Annotated in this window: 14 protein-coding genes and 1 tRNA gene; 6 read left to right on the forward strand and 9 right to left on the reverse strand. The window is 74.4% G+C overall.

Annotation, left to right across the window (positions count from 1 at the left end):
* Window positions 1–52: 52 nt before the first annotated feature.
* Window positions 53–1018, reverse strand: coding sequence for a D-2-hydroxyacid dehydrogenase (locus tag ABZ851_RS05040; RefSeq protein WP_361122281.1), 966 nt, complete (start codon window positions 1016–1018; stop codon window positions 53–55).
* Window positions 1019–1226: 208 nt separating this feature from the next.
* Here ABZ851_RS05040 and ABZ851_RS05045 point away from each other — a divergent pair, with 208 nt between their 5' ends.
* From ABZ851_RS05045 to ABZ851_RS05055, 3 genes are all read left to right on the forward strand, one after another.
* The gene (locus ABZ851_RS05045; RefSeq protein WP_361122284.1) at window positions 1227–2141 is read left to right on the forward strand and encodes a decarboxylase; all 915 of its coding nucleotides are present in this window, start codon (window positions 1227–1229) and stop codon (window positions 2139–2141) included.
* A 259-nt stretch (window positions 2142–2400) separates the two neighbouring features.
* The gene (locus ABZ851_RS05050; protein WP_311627632.1) at window positions 2401–3126 is read left to right on the forward strand and encodes a decarboxylase; all 726 of its coding nucleotides are present in this window, start codon (window positions 2401–2403) and stop codon (window positions 3124–3126) included.
* A gap of 126 nt (window positions 3127–3252) precedes the next feature.
* Entirely contained in the window at window positions 3253–4431 is a 1179-nt protein-coding gene (locus ABZ851_RS05055) for an LLM class flavin-dependent oxidoreductase (protein ID WP_361122287.1), read from the forward strand.
* A 49-nt stretch (window positions 4432–4480) separates the two neighbouring features.
* Here ABZ851_RS05055 and ABZ851_RS05060 read toward each other — a convergent pair whose 3' ends face one another.
* Complete coding sequence (locus tag ABZ851_RS05060; protein ID WP_361122290.1) at window positions 4481–6295, reverse strand: EAL domain-containing protein; 1815 nt, start codon at window positions 6293–6295, stop codon at window positions 4481–4483.
* A 359-nt stretch (window positions 6296–6654) separates the two neighbouring features.
* Between ABZ851_RS05060 and ABZ851_RS05065 the strand changes: the two genes are divergently transcribed.
* Window positions 6655–7896, forward strand: coding sequence for a M6 family metalloprotease domain-containing protein (locus ABZ851_RS05065; RefSeq protein ID WP_361123726.1), 1242 nt, complete (start codon window positions 6655–6657; stop codon window positions 7894–7896).
* Between the two features lie 95 nt (window positions 7897–7991).
* On the opposite strand, the gene ABZ851_RS05070 is transcribed toward ABZ851_RS05065, so the two are convergent.
* From ABZ851_RS05070 to ABZ851_RS05095, 6 genes are all read right to left on the reverse strand, one after another.
* Window positions 7992–8065, reverse strand: a tRNA-Lys gene (locus ABZ851_RS05070).
* Window positions 8066–8121: 56 nt separating this feature from the next.
* Complete coding sequence (locus ABZ851_RS05075) at window positions 8122–8760, reverse strand: bifunctional DNA primase/polymerase (protein ID WP_361122292.1); 639 nt, start codon at window positions 8758–8760, stop codon at window positions 8122–8124.
* Window positions 8761–8946: 186 nt separating this feature from the next.
* A complete protein-coding gene (locus tag ABZ851_RS05080; protein ID WP_256331499.1) occupies window positions 8947–9330 on the reverse strand; it encodes a hypothetical protein in 384 nt (127 codons plus the stop codon).
* A gap of 173 nt (window positions 9331–9503) precedes the next feature.
* Window positions 9504–10898 (reverse strand): AAA domain-containing protein, encoded by a 1395-nt coding sequence (locus ABZ851_RS05085; RefSeq protein WP_361122295.1) that lies wholly within the window; start codon window positions 10896–10898, stop codon window positions 9504–9506.
* A 40-nt stretch (window positions 10899–10938) separates the two neighbouring features.
* Window positions 10939–12498: a hypothetical protein gene (locus ABZ851_RS05090; protein ID WP_361122298.1), complete on the reverse strand. Its 1560-nt coding sequence runs from the start codon at window positions 12496–12498 to the stop codon at window positions 10939–10941.
* Window positions 12489–13676, reverse strand: coding sequence for a hypothetical protein (locus ABZ851_RS05095; RefSeq protein ID WP_361123729.1), 1188 nt, complete (start codon window positions 13674–13676; stop codon window positions 12489–12491). Before ABZ851_RS05095 ends, ABZ851_RS05090 begins: the two co-directional genes overlap by 10 nt.
* A 517-nt stretch (window positions 13677–14193) precedes the next feature.
* On the opposite strand from ABZ851_RS05095, the gene ABZ851_RS05100 reads away from it, so the two are divergent.
* The gene (locus ABZ851_RS05100; protein ID WP_361122301.1) at window positions 14194–14787 is read left to right on the forward strand and encodes a histidine phosphatase family protein; all 594 of its coding nucleotides are present in this window, start codon (window positions 14194–14196) and stop codon (window positions 14785–14787) included.
* Window positions 14788–15025: 238 nt separating this feature from the next.
* Here ABZ851_RS05100 and ABZ851_RS05105 read toward each other — a convergent pair whose 3' ends face one another.
* On the reverse strand, window positions 15026–16477 hold the full coding sequence (locus ABZ851_RS05105) for a tetratricopeptide repeat protein (protein ID WP_361122304.1): 1452 nt from the start codon (window positions 16475–16477) through the stop codon (window positions 15026–15028).
* 245 nt (window positions 16478–16722) lie between these two features.
* On the opposite strand from ABZ851_RS05105, the gene ABZ851_RS05110 reads away from it, so the two are divergent.
* On the forward strand, window positions 16723–17169 hold the full coding sequence (locus ABZ851_RS05110; RefSeq protein ID WP_176956518.1) for a hypothetical protein: 447 nt from the start codon (window positions 16723–16725) through the stop codon (window positions 17167–17169).
* The last annotated feature ends 10 nt before the right edge of the window (window positions 17170–17179 follow it).

Raw genomic sequence — 17179 nt, forward strand, 5'->3', positions numbered from 1 at the left:
CGGGCGGGACGGTGGCGGGGGCGGGTGGCGCCCGGTCCGGCAGCCGGCGCCGTCACCGCACCGGTACGTACCCGAGCCGCTTGTCGACGAGGTTGTGCAGCGGCTTGCCGGCCGACCACTGGTCGAAGTTGTCCTGGAACTGCTCGGCGAGGGCGTCCCGCCAGCCCAGGGTGTCGCCACTCATATGGGGCGAGACGATCAGATGCGGCACGTCCCACAGCGGGCTGTTGGACGGCAGCGGCTCCTGCTCGAAGACGTCCAGCGCCGCCGCCGCGATCCGCCACTCGCGCAGCGCCGCGACCAGAGCGTCCTCGACGACCAGCGGCCCGCGCCCGATGTTGATGAACCGGGCCCGCGGCGGCATCCGGGAGAACGCCGCCTTGTCGAACAGGCCGCGGGTGGCCTCGGTCAGGGGCGCCGCGCAAACCACCCAATCCGCCTGGGGCAGGAGGCCGTTCAGGGCGTCACTCGCATGGACGAGGCCGAATTCCGGGTCGTCCCGGCGCTCCCGGCGGCCGACCAGATCGACCTTGACACCCAGTGCCAGGAGGGTGGTGCCGATGGCCCGGCCGATCGGCCCGGAGCCGACCACCACCGCCCGGCTGCCGGCCAGCCGCAGGGTCTCGCGGTGCTGCCAGCGCCGCTGCCGCTGCAGCTCCCAACTTCCGTAGAAGTCCTTGGCCATGGCGATCACCAGCCCGGCCACGTACTCGGCGATCGGCTGCTCGAAGACCCCCCGGGCGTTGGTCACCAGGGTGTCGTCGGCGATCAGCGCCGGGCACAGCAGCTGGTCCACACCCGCGCTCGCGGTGTGCACCCACCGGGGCCTGGGGCCCTTCTCCGGCCAGGCTCTGCGGATCGCATCGGAGGTGAAATCCCAGGCCAACAGGACGTCGGCGGTGGGGAGTCGGTCGGCGAGCGAGTCCTCATCGGTGAAGATCACCCGGGCCCGGCCGGCGAGCCGGTCGAGCTTCGGCGGCGGGTCGGAACCGAGGACGAGGACGGTGCTTTCGGACATGGGCCAGAAACCGTTCTGAAACGTGTGCCCCTTTCCCTGGAAAGGGGCGCCGACAGATGCCTGGGATGCGAGGATTGACCACGCTAAGAAGTCGTATCTACCGTGTCAACAACGGCTCTGTTCCGACGTCCCGGCTTGATCCGGCTGCACTTCCTCCCCGGCCACTGGCCTGGCCATTCCAGCCCTTCGCTTTGTTCTAGGGGCCTTCATGGACGTCTCTTTTCTGGGTGGCCCACAGCCGCAGCTCGGCGTGGGCGTCGTCGCTCCCTTCGACTTCGCTCTCGACAGAGAGCTGTGGCGCTGGGTCCCCGACGACGTGTCCCTCCACCTCACCCGCACCCCTTTTGTGCCCGTCGAGGTCAGCCTGGATCTGGCCCGTCTGGTCAGCGAGCACGAAACGCTGCAGTCCGCCGTTCAGGCACTGTGCGCGGTATCACCGCAGGTCATCTCGTATGCCTGCACGTCCGGCAGCTTTGTCGCCGGGGTGGCGGGCGAGCGGGCCATGTGCGCCGCCATGGCCCAGGCGGGGGAGGTCGTCTCCCTCACGACATCGGGCGCACTGATCGAAGCGCTGCGCGAGATCGGCGCACGGCGCATCGCCGTGGTCACGCCCTACACGAAATCGGTCACCGACTCCCTGGAGGACTACCTCGGTGAAGCAGGCATCACGGTCACCGGCCGCGCCTACCTCGGGCTGACGCGGCACATCTGGAAGGTGCCCTACCGCGATGTCGTCGACATGGCCCGCGCGGCCGTCGTCGGCTCCGCCGATGCCCTCTTCATCAGCTGTACGAATCTGCCGACCTACGACGTCATCCCGCAGCTGGAGGCCGAGCTGCGGATGCCGGTGCTGTCCGCCAACCAGGTCACGATGTGGGCGGCGCTGCGCGCCATCGGCGTCCAGGCGGTCGGCCCGTACCAGGCGCTGCTCGATCCGGTGGCGCGCCGCGGCCCGGCCGCGATGACCGGATCGGAGCAGGCGGGACCGGGCGAAGGGCTGACGGGGGCGACCCCCGAGGCGGCCTTCGCCGGATCCGCCCCGGCGCCGGACGGGGAAGTCCTCGACGGACTGGAACCCCCGTACTGTCCACCCGAGGACACGGGAGGTCTGCCCCCGGTGTGAGGCGGGTGGGCACCTGCCCGTACCACCACGGATGCTGCCGGTGCGGCCCCACCCGCCGGCAGCGCCCCTCCGCCCCCTTCCGCGCCCCTTCCGCACCTCGCACCACCCGGTGGACGCACCCGTATGGAAGGTCCCTCCGCATCGGTGCATGCACCCGCGCGGACGAAGGGATCCGTCTCCGGGAACCACCGGCACCCACGAACCACCCGTCTCCACGAAAGCCCCTGCACCCGCAGCCGTACACGCAAGGGAGAACTGCATGGCATCGGTCGGCTTCCTCTACCCCGGCTACTCCGCGGAGGATGACTACCCCCGGCTCGAATCGCTCCTGGGCGGCGTGGTCCGTCTGCCGCTGGTCCACACCGACATCGGCGAGGACGCCCACCGGGTCGACGCGCTGCTGGAGATGGGCTCCGCCGGGCGGCTGGCGGCCGGTGTCGACGAGCTCAAGGAGCGCGGCGCCGAGGCGGTCGTCTGGGCCTGTACGAGCGCCAGCTTCGTCTTCGGCTGGGAGGGCGCGCACGAACAGGTCCGGGAGCTGTCCGTCACCGCCGGCCTGCCCGCCTCCAGCACCTCCTTCGCCTTCGCCCATGCCGTCCAGGCGCTCGGGGCCCGGCGGGTGGCGATCGCCGCCACCTACCCCGACGACGTGGCCGAGCGCTTCCACGCGTTCTTGAAGTCCGCCGGCACGGAGGTCGTCTCGACCCGCGGGAGCGGCATCATCACCGCCGCCGAGGTCGGCACCTGGGGCAGCGAGGAGGTGCTGGCGCTGGCCCGGGCGGGCGACCATCCCGACGCCGAGGTGGTGCTGCTGCCGGACACCGCCCTGCACACCGCGGAGCATCTGCCGGCCCTCGAAGCGGAGCTGCGCAAGCCGGTGCTCACCGCCAATCAGGTGACGGTCTGGGAAGGGCTGCGGCTGCTCGACCGCACGGTGTCCTGCCCGGTGCTGGGCACCCTCTTCTCGCGGACGGCGCACGTCTAGGAGACACGCCCGATCCGACCCGGCGCTCCACCGGGCGTTCCGGCCCGGCGAGCTGACCCGGGAATAAGTGGAGAACGGCTCCGGTTGTCCTCCTCGCAGACCACCGACGCGAGGAGGACCCGCACCGTGAGCGGCGAGCGAGACAAGGCCCGGGACAGCGACGAGGCGATCCGCGACAGCGGCGACGGGATACGGGGCGCGGCACCGGGCACCGCTCCGGTCCCCCTCTCGGTGCTCGACCTGGTGACGGTCGGCGCCGGCCACACCGCCTCCGACGCCGTCCGTACGGCCGTCGGCATCGCCCGGACGGCCGAACGCCGCGGCTTTCACCGCTACTGGGTCGCCGAGCACCACTCCATGCCCGGCGTCGCCTCCTCCTCGCCCGCGGTGCTGCTCGCCCACCTCGCCGCCCACACCGAGCGCATCCGTCTCGGCTCCGGCGGCGTCATGCTCCCCAACCACGCCCCGCTGGTGATCGCCGAGCAGTTCGGCACCCTGGAGGCGATGGCCCCCGGCCGGATCGATCTGGGCCTGGGCCGCGCACCGGGCACGGACGGGGCCACCGCCGCGGCGCTGCGGCGCAGCGAACTGCACGAGGGGGCGGAAGACTTCCCCCGGCAGCTGGCCGAGTTGACCCGCTTCCTCGACGACTCCTTCCCCGACGGCCACCCCTACGCCAGGATCCACGCGGTCCCGGGACCGGTGCAGGCCACCTCGCCCGGCGGCGTCCAGTCCCGGCACCGGCCGCCCCTGTGGCTGCTGGGATCCTCCGGCTTCAGCGCGCGGCTCGCCGGCTCCCTCGGTCTGCCGTTCGCCTTCGCGCACCACTTCTCCGCGGCCAACACCCTCCCCGCGCTGGACCTCTACCGCGCGTCCTTCCGCCCCTCCGAGGTGCTGTCCGAGCCGTACGCCCTGATCGGCGTCGCGGCGCTGGCCGCCGAGGAGGAGCGGGAGGCCCGCCGCCAGGTCATGACCGGCGCGCTGTCCATGGTCCGGCTGCGCACCGGCCGCCCCGGCCTGGTCCCCAGCCCCGAGGAAGCCGAGGCGTACGGCTTCAGCGACATGGAGCGGGACTTCGTCGACACCTGGCTCGGCAATGTCATCCACGGCACCCCGGACGCCGTCCGCCAGGGCCTGGACGATCTCGCCAAGCGCACCGGCGCCGACGAACTGATGATCGCCGCCAATGCCCACGGCGGCCCGGCCCGGCTGCGCTCGTACGAACTGATCGCGGACGCGTACGGGATGCAGGCGTCGGACGTGGTGGCCGGGGCCGGCGGGGACGTGGCCGGACCCTGGCCGTGAGGGGCGCGCGCCGTCGCGGCGGGACTCCTCCGCGGTGTGCGGAGCTTCCTCAGGCGCCCGTGTGCCGGCCCGCGTCGAGCAGGGCCTCGACCCGGTCGGGGGCGACGGGGCGGGAGTAGAGCCAGCCCTGCCCGGTGTCGCAGCCGATCCGGCGGAGCCGTTCGGCCTGCTCGGCGCTCTCCACGCACTCGGCGGTGACCGTGAGGCCGAGCCGGTGCGCCAGCGCCACCAGCGCCTCCACGATCGTCTCGTCCGCCGGGTTGGGGTGCTCCTGCGAGCGGAAGCCGCGGACGAAGGAGCCGTCCAGCTTCAGTACGGACACCGGGAGGCGGCTGAGGTAGGCGAGGTTGGAGTAGCCGGTGCCGAAGTCGTCGATGGCGATCCGTACGCCCATGTCGCTGAGCGCCTGCAGGGCCTGCAGCGGGCGGCCGGCCGAGCCCATCACGGCCGACTCGGTCAGCTCCAGCTGCAGCAGCCGCGGCGGCAGCCCGGTCTCGGCGAGGATCCCGGCGACATCCGCGACCAGGTCGGAGTCCCACACCTGACGTACGGCCACATTGACGCTGACGAACAGCGGCTGGCCGGGGTGCGCCAGCTGCCAGGCCCGTGCCTGGTGGCAGGCGCGCTCCAGGACCCAGCGGCCCAGCTCGACGATCGCGCCGTTCTCCTCCGCCAGGGCGATGAACCGATTCGGCGACAGCGTCCCGAACTGCGGGTGCCGCCAGCGCACCAGCGCCTCCACCCCCTGCGCCCGGCCGTCGTCCAGTCCGACCAGCGGCTGGTACTCCAGGGTGAATTCGCCGCGGTCCACGGCGGGGCGCAGGGTGCTGGAGAGCGCCTGCCGGGTCATCCGGTGGGCGTTGCGCTCCGGGTCGAAGAGCGTCCAGCGGGCCTTGCCGTCCTCCTTGGCCCAGTACAGCGTGGTGTCCGCGGCCTGCATCAGGCCGGTCGCGGTGGTGCCGGTGGCGGTCCGCTCCACGACACCGATGCTGGCCGACACCGAGAGCCGCTGCCCGGCCAGGTCGAACGGGCGCTGCAGGGCGTCCAGGACGCACTGGGCCAGCTCGGCCAGCTGCTCGGTGCCGGTGGAGCCCTCCACCAGAAGAGCGAACTCGTCACCGCCCAGCCGCGCGACGAGGTGCCCCGTCCGGCCCGGCCCGCGCTCCGCCGCGCTCTCCGCGATGCGGGTCAGCCGCTGGGCCACCGCACTCAGCAGCCGGTCGCCGACGCGGTGCCCGAGGGTGTCGTTGACGGCCTTGAAGCCGTCCAGGTCGAGGTAGCACAGCCCGATCCGGCCGGTGCCGGACGGGGCGATGGAGGCGGTCTCCAGCGCGGCGGAAAGCCGCTCGAAGAACAGCGCCCGGTTGGGCAGCCGGGTCACCGGGTCGTGCATCTGCAGATGCCGCAGCCGGGCCAGCAGATCGTGCCGGTCGCTGATGTCCGCCACCGACAGCAGCATCCGCTCCTCGCCGCTGAGCGGTTCCGGCGTCAGCGGCTCGACGGTGACCTCCACCCAGACGGAGTGCCCCTCGGGATGTTTGAGGCGGCGGGTGCAGCGCAGCCGGTCGCTGCGGCCGCACAGCACCTCGCGGTAGGCGGTCCACACCAGCGGGTCGGCGCCGAGGTCGGTGAGGTCCGCCGCGGTCGCGGCGACCAGCTCGGCCGGGTCGGCGCCGACCAGCTCCCCGAAGGCGGAGTTGGCCGCGAGGACCAGGCCGTCGCGGTTGAGGACGGCCATCGCCAGCCGCGCGGCGTGGAAGGTGGCGCGGTAGTCGCCGAGCGAGGCCGCGGTGTCGTCGCAGCGGCCGGCGGGGGCACGCCGGGCATCGGCGGATGCATTGGTCGTACCGTTACGCTCCGTCACTGAGGGGAGCGTCGCTCCGGGCGTGCGGCCCGGACTGTCGGGGTGTCCGCTCACTGCTCGCTCCCGCATGGCGCTGTCTCGTGATGGAGGGGGGTCTCGCGCTGGAAAGTGTGGCGATCATAGAGGCTGGCGCAACGGCCGATCCAGCGACGCAGCCGTGATCATCCGCTCGCATGACGGATCTTCGGCCATTTCTGCCCGGCTCTGTTCGTACCGAATGCCCCATTGGCTGTTTGTGACTTTCCGTTACGAACCGATGAAGGCACGCCGGTCACTCGTCCGGGTACGTAAAACAGGACGAATAGCATTAAATCGCCACAGGGTAGATGAGGTCTCCGAATCCGTCCCTGGAGGTAGATGTGCCGCGCGCCCGGACACCCCACGGGGTGGATCGCCGCCGTCTGCGGCGCGTCGCGGCCGTCGCCACCTCTCTGAGCGCGCTCATCGCGACCTCCATCGTCGCCGGACCCGCCACCGCCTCCGAGGCCGCCCTCTCCTGCGCCCTGGGGCGCACGGACGCGCACCACTCCGAGGGCCTGGACACCTGGAACGGCGCCTACCCGCGCCCGGACCGTCCGCTCAACGCCGTCATGATCTTCCTGTCCTTTCCGGACGCCCGGCCGTCCGCCACCCCGCAGGAGCTCTCCCGCGCCTACTTCCCCGCCACCTCCGGCTTCTTCGACCGTGCCTCGTACGGGAAGTTCCGGCTGCGTCCGCACATCCAGCGCCACTGGGTCCGGATGCCCCGCCCGTCCGCCTCCTACGGGATACGGCGCGACTGGGACGCCGGCCGGCGCTCCGACTATCTGCGCGACGCGGTCGCCGCCGCCGACCCTTCGGTGGACTTCGGCCGCTATGACGTGGTCTATTTCGTCGCCGACCCGGACGCGCCCGGCGTCGATTCGGACGCCACCAAGGTCGTCAACCTCCAACAGCCGATGCACGCCGACGACCGCGATCTGCGCCGGTTCGTCACCGTCTTCGAGCAGAGCCCGCCGGACCGCAATGTCCTCGCGCACGAGACCGGGCACGTCTTCGACCTGCCGGACCTCTATCACCGGCCGCAGAGCGGCAAGGGCGACTGGGACACCTACGTCGGTGACTGGGACCTCATGGGCAGCCAGTTCGGTCTGGCGCCCGACCCCTTCGCCTGGCACAAGTGGAAGCTGGGCTGGATCGCCGACAGCCAGGTGGACTGCGTCGACCTGACCAGCCCCGCCCCGCACTCGCTGCGTACCCTGTCCGCCCCCGAGGAGCCCCGGTCCCAGCGCCGGCCGAGGCTCCTGGTGGTCCGTACGGGGCCGGACAGCGCACTGGCCATCGAGGCGCGCGGTGCCCTGGGCAACGACCGCTCCCTGTGCACCGAAGGCGTCCTGGTCTACCGCGTGCGCAGCGGGACACCTTCCGGATCGGGGCCCGTGCAGGTCCTCGACGGGCACCCGGGCACCTCGGCCTGCGGGGGCACCTCCGTCTACCCGCCGCTCGCGGACGCACCGCTGGGCGTGGGGGAGAGCATGGACGACGCCCGGGACGGCGTGCGCATCCAGGTCGCGGGACGGACGACCGACGGGGACTGGGCGGTCAAGGTCGGCCGCGGCTGACGCCCGCCGGTGGCCCGGGCGAGGGGCCCGGTCGGGAGCGAGTCCGCCGGCACACGACGAAGGCCCCCACCGGAGTGGAGGCCTTCGACTGTCTGTGCGCCGCCAGGGACTCGAACCCCGGACCCGCTGATTAAGAGTCAGCTGCTCTAACCAACTGAGCTAGCGGCGCCTGCTGACGGGGAAAACATTAGCATCATGGCCGGGGAGGGCAAAAATCGGTTTGTCTCAGCCCGCGCTCAGCGCCGGAACGCGGTGCTGAGCTGTGGTTTCCCGTCCGGGACCGGCCAGGGAGCGGGCGGCGCGCAGACAGGCCCACAGCAGCACGTCCGGACCGGGCAGCCAGGGGCTGCGGACGTCCGGCGCCACCAGCCAGCGGGAGACGGACGGGCCGGCCAGGTCCTCGGCGGCCGGGAGAGGGGCGGCGTCGGCGGGCCCGTCCCCGGCGGCCGTCCGGCGGGGGTGCAGGGGCGGGACGGTCACCGCATCGCCAGTGCCGTGGCACAGCAGCGGGGGGACGGCGGCGGCCCACTCCTCCCAGACGAGCAGCGCCGGCAGCCGCTGGGCCGTCCCCGGGGCGGCGAACAGCAGGATGCGGCCGCGGTGTGCCGCCACCGGGCCCGAGCCGGGGCCGCCGGACCACAACCGGTCGACCATGCGCCGTCCGAAGAGCGCCGGGGCGTTGATCACGTCGAAGGCGGTGCCGCACGGCAGCGCGCTGGGGGCGGCCGGGCGGGTGGCCCACAGGGTGTGCATCTCGTCCGGGCGGGGGCTGGCGGAGGCGAGCCAGTCGGCGCCCGCGAGGGTGACGTACGCCGCGGTGGGGAAGGCCAGGGTGCGGGGTGTCTCAGGCAGCCAGTCGGTCATGGGGGACAGGTCTACCGATGCGGCGGGTGCCCACTGAGCTGATTGGGGGAAAACGGGACGGGGCGCCGCGGGAGCCGGTATCTTGCGCCTCTCGCATATGCCAGCGGCTCATGATCATGGACCATGAGCCGTGGTGAGGCGGGTGGTGCGGAGGGGGTTCCCGGGGCGGCCGCAGGGCCGGGGCGCTCAGTCCGTCTCGCCCGGCAGGGTGCTGCCGCTGCGCATCAGGCCGCGGCCGAACTCGATCATTTTCCGGGCGTAGTCCTCGGTCCACTCCGCCTGCTCGGCGAGCGCGGCCAGCGGCATCCGGTCGAACCGGCTGGGGTCGGCGAGCTGGGCGGCGGCCAGTGCCTGGAACTCCGTGGCGCGGTCGGCCGCGGCGCGGAAGGCGAGCGCCAGCTCCGTGGCGCGGCCGAGCAGCTCGCGCGGGTCCTCCATCGACTCCAGGCCGAAGAAGTGCTCGGGGTCGGTGACGGCCTCGGGCGGCTCGAAGAGCAGCTGCGCGGGCTTCATCCGCCGTGGTCCCGGCGCCGTACCACGCGGGTCGGGAGCCGGTCGCGGCTCGGACATGTACCTACCTCCCAGATCGTGTGCCGCATTCCATTGTCCCGCCCCGCGCAAGGGGGCAGGCGCGGGTGTCCGCCGCCGCCGTTCCCCGGGCCGTCGAGGGGAGGCTGACACCACGCCCCTCGGTACGCCACGCCTCTCGGTAGCCACGCCCCTCCCCGGACGTCACGGCCTCCTCAAGGACGCCATGCCACCCGGTGTTCCGCCAGGTGGGCGAGGACGGCGTGGTTGGCCTCCCAGCCGTCCGGGAACTTGACCGTGACGCCGAGGCGGACCGGCTCGGTCGAGGGGTGCTCGTCCAGCAGGTCGGCGACGCCCGCCCGGCAGACCACGATGCAGGCGTGCCGGTGGCGGGAGGCGAGCACGCACAGGCGGCCGGTCTCCAGATGGAACGCGGTGGCGTCGGGGCGGCCGGAGAGCGGGTGCAGGACGACCGTGACATCGAACTCGCGGCCCTGGAGGCGGTTGGCGGTGTCCACCGCGACCCCCGAAACCCCCAGCTCGGCGAGCGCGGCGCGGACGGCCGCCGCCTGGTCGCGGTGGGCCGTGCCGACCGCGATCCGGGCCGCCGTGAGCGGCACCGGGACGGCGCCGCCGTCCGGGTCCCGCCGGGCCTCGCTGGTCGCGGCGCCCCCGCGGTCCAGGAGCCGGCGCACCACCTGCGCCACCGCGCGGACCGCCTCCGGGTCCGTACGCGGCGTACGGCGGGCGGGGAGTTCCAGCAGGCCCCAGCCCGACTCCGCGGCCTCGTCCAGGACCCGGTCCACCCCCGAGCCGTCGCCCGGCACCCCGAACGCCAGCCGGCGGTCGCCGTGGCCGGTACCGCTGCGGAACGGGGTGTACGGGTAGAACGCGGCGGAGACCAGCGGCGCGGCCGAGGCGGGCAGCCGCCAGGAGACCGGCAGCCGGTGCTGCGGCAGATCGGGGTTGTGGGCCAGGAGGGTGGAGACCGCGCTCGCGGACGGGTCGTACGCCAGCCCCGCCCACTGCTCCGCGCCGACCACGCTGAACGGGTCCAGCTGACCCGGGTCGCCGACGAACAGTGCCCGCTCGAAGAGCCCGGCGACGCTCAGCAGCGCGTCGGAGCGCATCTGGTAGGCCTCGTCCACGATGGCGTGCCGCCAGGGCTCGTCGACCTTGGTGTAGGCCCATTTCGCGGCCGTCGACACGACGATGTCCATCCCGGCCAGATCGGCGGCCTTCGCGGACGTACGGACCGAGGGCAGTCCGGCCAGCGCCGGGTCGAACGCGCCGGGCTCGCTGCTGTGCAGCCGGCCGACCGGCAGCTGGGGGTCCTTCTCGGCGAGCCGCAGCACGAGGTCGTCGACCTGGGCGTTGGTCTGCGCGACCACCATCAGCGGGCGTCCGGCGGCGGCCAGTTCGCGGGCCGCCCGCACCACGAGGGTGGACTTGCCGGCGCCGGGCGGGGAGTCGACGACCACCCCGCGCCGGGAGCCGTGCAGGGTGTCGCGCAGGATCGCTTCGGTGGCCGCCGCGGCCGCCGCGGCCGGGTCGAAGCTCTTGGCCGCGGGGGCGGGCACGGGTGCGGGGGAGTCCTGAGGGGCCGTCATACGGCAATGCTCCCCGGGGCGGCCGGGTGCCGGGCGCGGTTCACAGGAAGTCCTCCGTGGTCACGGGGTCGGGGGTCTCGTACGGCGCCTGCGCGGGGCCGGTGGGGCCGGGCGGGGGGCCGCCGTGGGTCCACGGGGTGTCCTCGGGGTCCGGGAGCTCCGGGCCGCCGCGCGGGGCGTGTTCGAACAGCGTCCAGCACACCGTGTCGTCCGGCTCCGGCACCGAACCGGGCTCGGGGGTCTTCCCGCGCCCCATCCCGCCCGTCAGCCGCACCACCAGGGCGCCCGGCTCCCCGGCCACGGGCGCGACGTAGGCAGCGGTCTGCGCCCTGCCGTCCGCGAGGGGGCGGTAGAGCTTGCCACCCTCGGACAGCTGCGGGCGGTCGGCCGTCCACAGCGTCACCAGCGGGCGCGGCATCGGCCGCTTGCCCTCGGAGAAGGCCATCTCGACGGCGGTGACCGTGCCCTGGAACGCCTCGCCGGCCAGCCGCCGCCCCGCCATCACCAGCGGATCGTCCAGGGCTTCCTGGGCGTCCAGCTGGGCCTGGGCCGTCTCCCGGGCGGACAGTTTCTGCGCGGCGGTGACCGCGTCGTCCTGCCGGGGCTGCGGGGGCTCCCCGGCGCGCACCCGGTCGCGGTGCGCCGTGTACGACCAGCGGTCGCGCTTCCAGCGGTCGGCGACGTGGGCGCCCTCGGGGAGCGCCCGCAGCAGGTCGAGGCCGTGCCAGACGGCGTCCCAGGCCGGCCGCAACTGCCCCTCGACCAGGGCGCGGAGCGCGTCCTCGGCGCCCGGCAGCCCGGCGTCGTAACGGGCCATCGCGGGGGCCAGCAGCCGGTTGTCGAACGCCGGGTCGGTGGCCGGGCCGGCCGGCGGGCACAGCAGCTGCCCCGCCGCGTCGCGCGCCGACTCCGCACGCTCGGCCGCCTCCCGGCCCGACATCCCCGGCGGCGGGTCGATCCAGGAGAGCAGGGCGCCCAGGTGCTGGTCCTCCAGCACGCTCTGGCCGGTCGCCCAGTGGCGGGTCAGCAGGCCCGTCATGGACAGCAGCAGGCTCGCGCCCGGAACCCGTGCCCGCTCGCCGAAATGGGTCAGCCAGCGGCCCAGCAGCGGGACGTGCGGCGGCGCGGGGTACGGCGTCTCCGGCTCCTGCTCGGCCGTGCGCCGGAACCGCATCGAGCGTCCCAGCAGCCGGACGAACTCGATCCCCGCGGCGCTCGGCACGATCAACTGCGGCGCGTCCGCACACAGTTCGACCTGCACCGGGACCTTCTTGCCGGTCTCCGGATCGGTCTCCTTGCGCTCCTCCCACCCGATGGCGTCCGCGTAGCCGTCCACATACGGCAGCACCGTCTCCGCCAGCTCGGCGAGGAAGGCGAACCGCAGATCGCGGTCGCGCGGCTGCGGAACGGCCAGCAGCACCGGCTTCTCGCGGTCCGTGCCGACCAGCGCGCCCAGCGGGGCGCCGGCCTCGCCCGCGGTCGTCAGCGGGACGAAGACCAAAGGGCGCTCGGACAGATGGCGGTGCAGGGCCGTGCAGCGCGGCTGCGCCCGGCCCGCGGCGACCGCCTCCATCCGGGCCAGCGTCTCGATCAGTGACATCCCATCTCCTCCGTCCGCGGCGTCGGCACGGCGGCGCCGGCCAGCGCCTCGGCGCGCAGCGCGGCGGCCCGGCGCAGCGCCACCACGGCCGGGTCCTCCTCCTCGTCCGGGTCCGCGGGGCCCGCCCCGTCCGGGCCGGCCGCCGTCAGCACCTCCTCGATGGTGCGCAGGCCGCCCAACTCGCCCCGTACACCGCGCCCCAGCGTCTCCACCGCGCCGTCCTGGCGGGCGCGCGTACGGCAGTGGAAGGCCAGCTCGCAGGCGGCCAGGCACTCGGGGGCGTAGGCCGCGCCGACCGCCTCGACGGCCTCGGCCAGCTCCTCGGGCGGGCGGGTCGCCGTCTTCCCGTCGTCCGCGAGCCGCAGGTCGAAGGTGGTCTTCGCGGGCAGGGCGGCGGCGATCTCCTCGACCCGGGTCAGACGGGCCAGCTGCCGCCGGGTGGTGGCCAGTTGCTTGCGGACGTCGACGGCGGCGGCCGTGGGGAGGTTGGAGAAGTCCTTCGGGCACACCAGCAGCACCCGGTCGCGGACGTGGACCGTGCGGCCGGTGCGGGCGCCGGCGTGCCGGGCCACCGGCTCCAGGGCGAGGACGTACACCGCCGCCTGCCGCGCCGCGGCGCCCACCTTGGCGGCGTCCGCCGAACCGTCGATCATCGGGAAGGACTTGATCTCGACGACCGTCCAGCTGCCGTCCGGATGCACCACCACCGCGTCCGGCTCCACGTAGGCGGGCGAGCCGGCCACTTCGACGGCCAGCATCGGGTGGTCGAGCAGGGCCCAGCCGCCGGTCGCGGTCGCGTCGCGCAGCGCCAGCGCCGTGCGCGCCGCCCGGCCCGCGGGCCCGGCCGCGGACAGATCCGGGGTGGCGACCTCCTCGGGCCCGGGCGCCGGGGTGCCGGGCGCCAGCCGCTCGTGCACCAGCCGCAGCAGTTCCGTGCCGCCGTCGGCCTTCACCCGGGCCTCGAAGGAGGTGCCGCGGACGAGCGCGAACTGGGACTGGCCGTACGCCGCGGGCGAGCCCAGCGCCCTGGCCAGCGCGCCCTTGTCGATGCCCGCGCCGTCCAGCAGCGCACGGCGGTGGCAGCCGGGGTTGGCGGCGAGCGCGGCCAGTGCGCGGGCGTCGAGGGGACGGGGGTGTACGCCGGGGCCGCGCAGCTCGGTGAGCCTGGCCCGGCCCACGCGGGGAGCTGCCTCCGGCGGCAGACTCGGTGCCGCCGTCGGCGACCCGGCCGAGGAGGCGGCCGGCGCGGGGCGGCTGTCGCGGAAAACGTTCACCCGCGGAAGTCTCGCATCCGGCACTGACACGCGGGGGGACCACCCACGGACCGGCCGGCGGCGGAGACGGCTCCCGGTGGCGGCCGTACGGTGTACGGCGGCGTCGTCCCGACGGGTTCCCGGCACGTCCGGGCACATCCCGGCCGAGTGCCCCGTAAGTCCCGGGCAGGCCCCGGACGGGCTCCGGGCAGGCCTCGGGCGGCCCCCCTCACAGACCTCGGGCAGCTCCCGGGCGCGGACCGCGGCACGCCCCGCGCCCGGACCGCGCGCCCGGCAGGGAACAGGCCCCGCCACCGGGTCGGCGGCAGGGCGGCCGCCCCGGCCGGGGACAAAACGACCCGGTGCGCGATGATGGAAAGCCCGCGGTCAACGCCGCCCGCACCGAGAACGACCAGCCGGGAAGCCGGCGAGAGGTACGACCATGGCACCGCGCATTTTCCTGGCCAGGCACGGGCAGACCGAGTGGTCCCTGTCCGGCAGGCACACCGGCCGTACGGACGTCCCGCTGCTGGACGAGGGCCGGCGCGGCGCCAAGCTGCTGGGCGAGCGGCTGCACCGCGCCCCCTGGAACGGCCTCCCGGGCGTCGAGGTCCGTACCAGCCCCCTGGTGCGCGCCAAGGAGACCTGCGAGCTGGCCGGTTTCGGCGACCGGGCGCAGCAGTGGGACGCGCTGATGGAGTTCGACTACGGCGCGTACGAGGGCCTGACGCCGGCCGAGATCAAGTCGGGGCGGCCGGACTGGCTGATCTGGCGCGACGGTGTGCCGGAGGGCGAGACGCTCGCCGAGGTCGCCGCGCGGGCGGACGAGGTCGTCGACTGGGCGCGGTCGGCCGACCGTGACGTGCTGGTCTTCGCGCACGGCCACATCCTGCGCTCCCTGGGCGCCCGCTGGCTGGGCCTGGACATCTCCTTCGCCGCCCGGATCCGGCTGGAACCGACCTCCCTGTCGGTGCTCGGCTGGGCCTACGGCGACCCGGCCATCGAGCGGTGGAACGACACGGGGCACCTCGGCTGAGCGACGTGGCGGGAGCCGTGGGGGAGGAGGCGGGGGGAGCGTGCGGCCGTCGGCCGTGCGTTGACCGTGCTCGGGCGTCGGCCGTGCCGTGACCGTGCCGTGTGGTGCTTCCCCGCCCCGCCGTGGCGCTTCCCCCGCCCCCTCCCCCCTCCTCCCCCTTCGGGGGAGGGGGCGGGGGTGGGTTCGGGGGTGGGGGGAGCTGCACGGCCTGGCGCCCCCAGCCCCCAGCCCCCAGCCCTCAGCCGTCTGAGGCCGCCCCCCGTGTCCCGTCCTCCTCCGGCGCGGCCGATGCCGCGTGCCGCTCCAGGAAGCCGGTGACCGCGCCGCGGTCGCGATGCGCCCGCAGCGTCCGGGCCGTGCCGTCCAGCATCGACCGGATCCGGGCCGAGCGGACCTGCTCCAGCAGCGCCAGCACCCGGACCCCGGCCGCGGCGGCCTCCTCGGGCTGCCCGCTGTCCGCGAGATCGCCCGCGAGCTCCGCGGTGAACAGGGCGATATTGCGGGTGAAGTGGGGGTCCTGCAGCGCCACCGCCCGGCGCGCGTGCTCCACCGCGCGCCCGGCCTCACCCAAGGCCGACCAGCACTGCGCCTCCAAGCCCGCCAGTTCGGCCTCGCCGTAGAACGACATCCACTCCGGGTCGCCGTCCCGCGGCCCGCCCGCGAAGTGCCGCTCCGCCCGGGCCAGCGCCTGCTCGCAGCCGGAGCGGTCCGCCAGCACCGCCCAGCCGCCCGCCTCGCGCAGCGCCAGCAGCGACAGCAGCCGCGGCGAGGCCAGATGCCGGGCGGCCTGCTGGGCCGCCTGCGCGGCGCGCACGGCCTCGCGCGGACGCCCGGCATCGCGGGCGAGGAAGGCCGTATTGCAGAAGGCGTGCGCCTCCAGGGCCGCGTCGCCGCAGACCCGGGCGGTGGCCAGCGCCTCCGCGTAGTGCGAGCGGGCGTCGCCGAAGCGGCCCGAGTCATGCGCCAGCCAGCCGACCGTGATGGCGAGTTCCCCCGCCCCGGCGTGCAGCCGGTCGGACACCGAGCGGCGCTGGACGCCCGCGTCCAGCAACTCGTAGGCGGCGCGCAGCGGCTGGGTGGCGCGGCGGTAGATGCCCTCCGCGCCGTGCCGGTCGTCCAGCAGCCGGATCTGCCGGACCGCCTCCTCGACGGCGGTGGCCTCGGCGGCACCGGCGCGGCCGCCGGCCGCGGCGCGCGGGCCCGGCACATGGGCGGATGCGGCGGCGGCAGCGGCCTCGATGGGGTGCAGTGCGGCAAAGCCCAGGGCTGCCGCCGGGCCGCCGGTGATGAACGCGCGACGCAGCACGTCGCTCTCCTCGTGGATCTGGATACAGGTATCGCGGTGGTCGGGGTCGGTTGCCAGGGGCGCGGCGCCGGCCGCCGCGGTACGCGCCCCCCGTCCGCGTACCGCCTCGCGCGGCGCGAACCCCATGTCGGGCAGCGTGAGCCCGGGGAACATGTGCCGGAACACCCGCTCGTAGGCGTAGTTCGGACACCGGATCTCCCCGGACTCGACGCGGCCCACATAGCGGGCGTCGCACGAGACCTGTTCACCGATCTCACGGGCGGACCGTCGGACCGCCGCCGCGAACTCGCCCGGTGACAGCCGGCCGCGCAGCTGTCGGAAAGCGAGGTTCGGGCGGGCGGGTACGGTGCGGGACGACGCTGAACTTGCTGGTGGCGACGCCATGGCGGACCCTCTCCGTGCCCTCTCCGTGCCATCAGGTGACGATGCCGCCTCCTGGCGGTGCGGCGGGTTGACCGTACCGGCTGTGATGGCTCCGATACGCAGAGTTTGGCCACAAATCGGATATCTCGCGCACGATCTGCCATGAACTGCCATCCTTTGCAGCGTTACGCCGCCGTAGCTGTTGACACGCCTGACCGTTGAAGTCGGTGTAAAGGGTCGGGTGTGTGCAGGAGGAGGGGTTCTCCGTGTGGGAGACCGGCGTGAGCAGGGGCGGCAACGGGTCCGCGGGCCAGGCCGTCGCAGACGGGGCACCGGCCGTACCGGCGCAGGCGTGCGACCTCGTGACGGTGCCCGCCCGGCAGGGGCTGGAGGCCGTGGACATCCTCCGGCTGCGGGACGGTGTCGGCCCGGTCCTGCACGACGGGGTCTGCGACACCCTCGGCTTTCTGGTGCCCGCGGGTACCGCGGCGGGCTGGGACGTGCCGGGCAGCGCGTGTACCCAGACCTCCGGGAGGGGCATCGCGCTGGGGGCGCTGTGCGGGGAAGGGGCCGCGGCACACCCGCCGGTGACCGGCAGCGGCTGGCTGGTGTCCCCGGAGGGTGCGGGCGCCGAGGCCACCGACCCGGCCGTGCTGCGGGCGGCACTCGGCGAGGCGGCCCGCACCATCGAGGCCGTCGACCGCTGTCAGTGAGGCCGGCCGC

The sequence above is a fragment of the Streptomyces sp. NPDC047049 genome, assembly GCF_040643995.1.
GTDB classification, from domain to species: Bacteria; Actinomycetota; Actinomycetes; order Streptomycetales; family Streptomycetaceae; genus Streptomyces; species Streptomyces mooreae.

What these genes read in the sequence shown, in the direction of transcription:
- ABZ851_RS05075 (WP_361122292.1), bottom strand. Translation starts at nt 8,760, where the DNA reads ATGACCGACTGGCTGCCTGAGACACCCCGCACCCTGGCCTTCCCCACC.
- ABZ851_RS05090 (WP_361122298.1), bottom strand. Translation starts at nt 12,498, where the DNA reads ATGTCACTGATCGAGACGCTGGCCCGGATGGAGGCGGTCGCCGCGGGC.
- ABZ851_RS05045 (WP_361122284.1), top strand. Translation starts at nt 1,227, where the DNA reads ATGGACGTCTCTTTTCTGGGTGGCCCACAGCCGCAGCTCGGCGTGGGC.
- ABZ851_RS05050 (WP_311627632.1), top strand. Translation starts at nt 2,401, where the DNA reads ATGGCATCGGTCGGCTTCCTCTACCCCGGCTACTCCGCGGAGGATGAC.
- ABZ851_RS05040 (WP_361122281.1), bottom strand. Translation starts at nt 1,018, where the DNA reads ATGTCCGAAAGCACCGTCCTCGTCCTCGGTTCCGACCCGCCGCCGAAG.
- ABZ851_RS05085 (WP_361122295.1), bottom strand. Translation starts at nt 10,898, where the DNA reads ATGACGGCCCCTCAGGACTCCCCCGCACCCGTGCCCGCCCCCGCGGCC.
- ABZ851_RS05080 (WP_256331499.1), bottom strand. Translation starts at nt 9,330, where the DNA reads ATGTCCGAGCCGCGACCGGCTCCCGACCCGCGTGGTACGGCGCCGGGA.
- ABZ851_RS05105 (WP_361122304.1), bottom strand. Translation starts at nt 16,477, where the DNA reads ATGGCGTCGCCACCAGCAAGTTCAGCGTCGTCCCGCACCGTACCCGCC.
- ABZ851_RS05100 (WP_361122301.1), top strand. Translation starts at nt 14,194, where the DNA reads ATGGCACCGCGCATTTTCCTGGCCAGGCACGGGCAGACCGAGTGGTCC.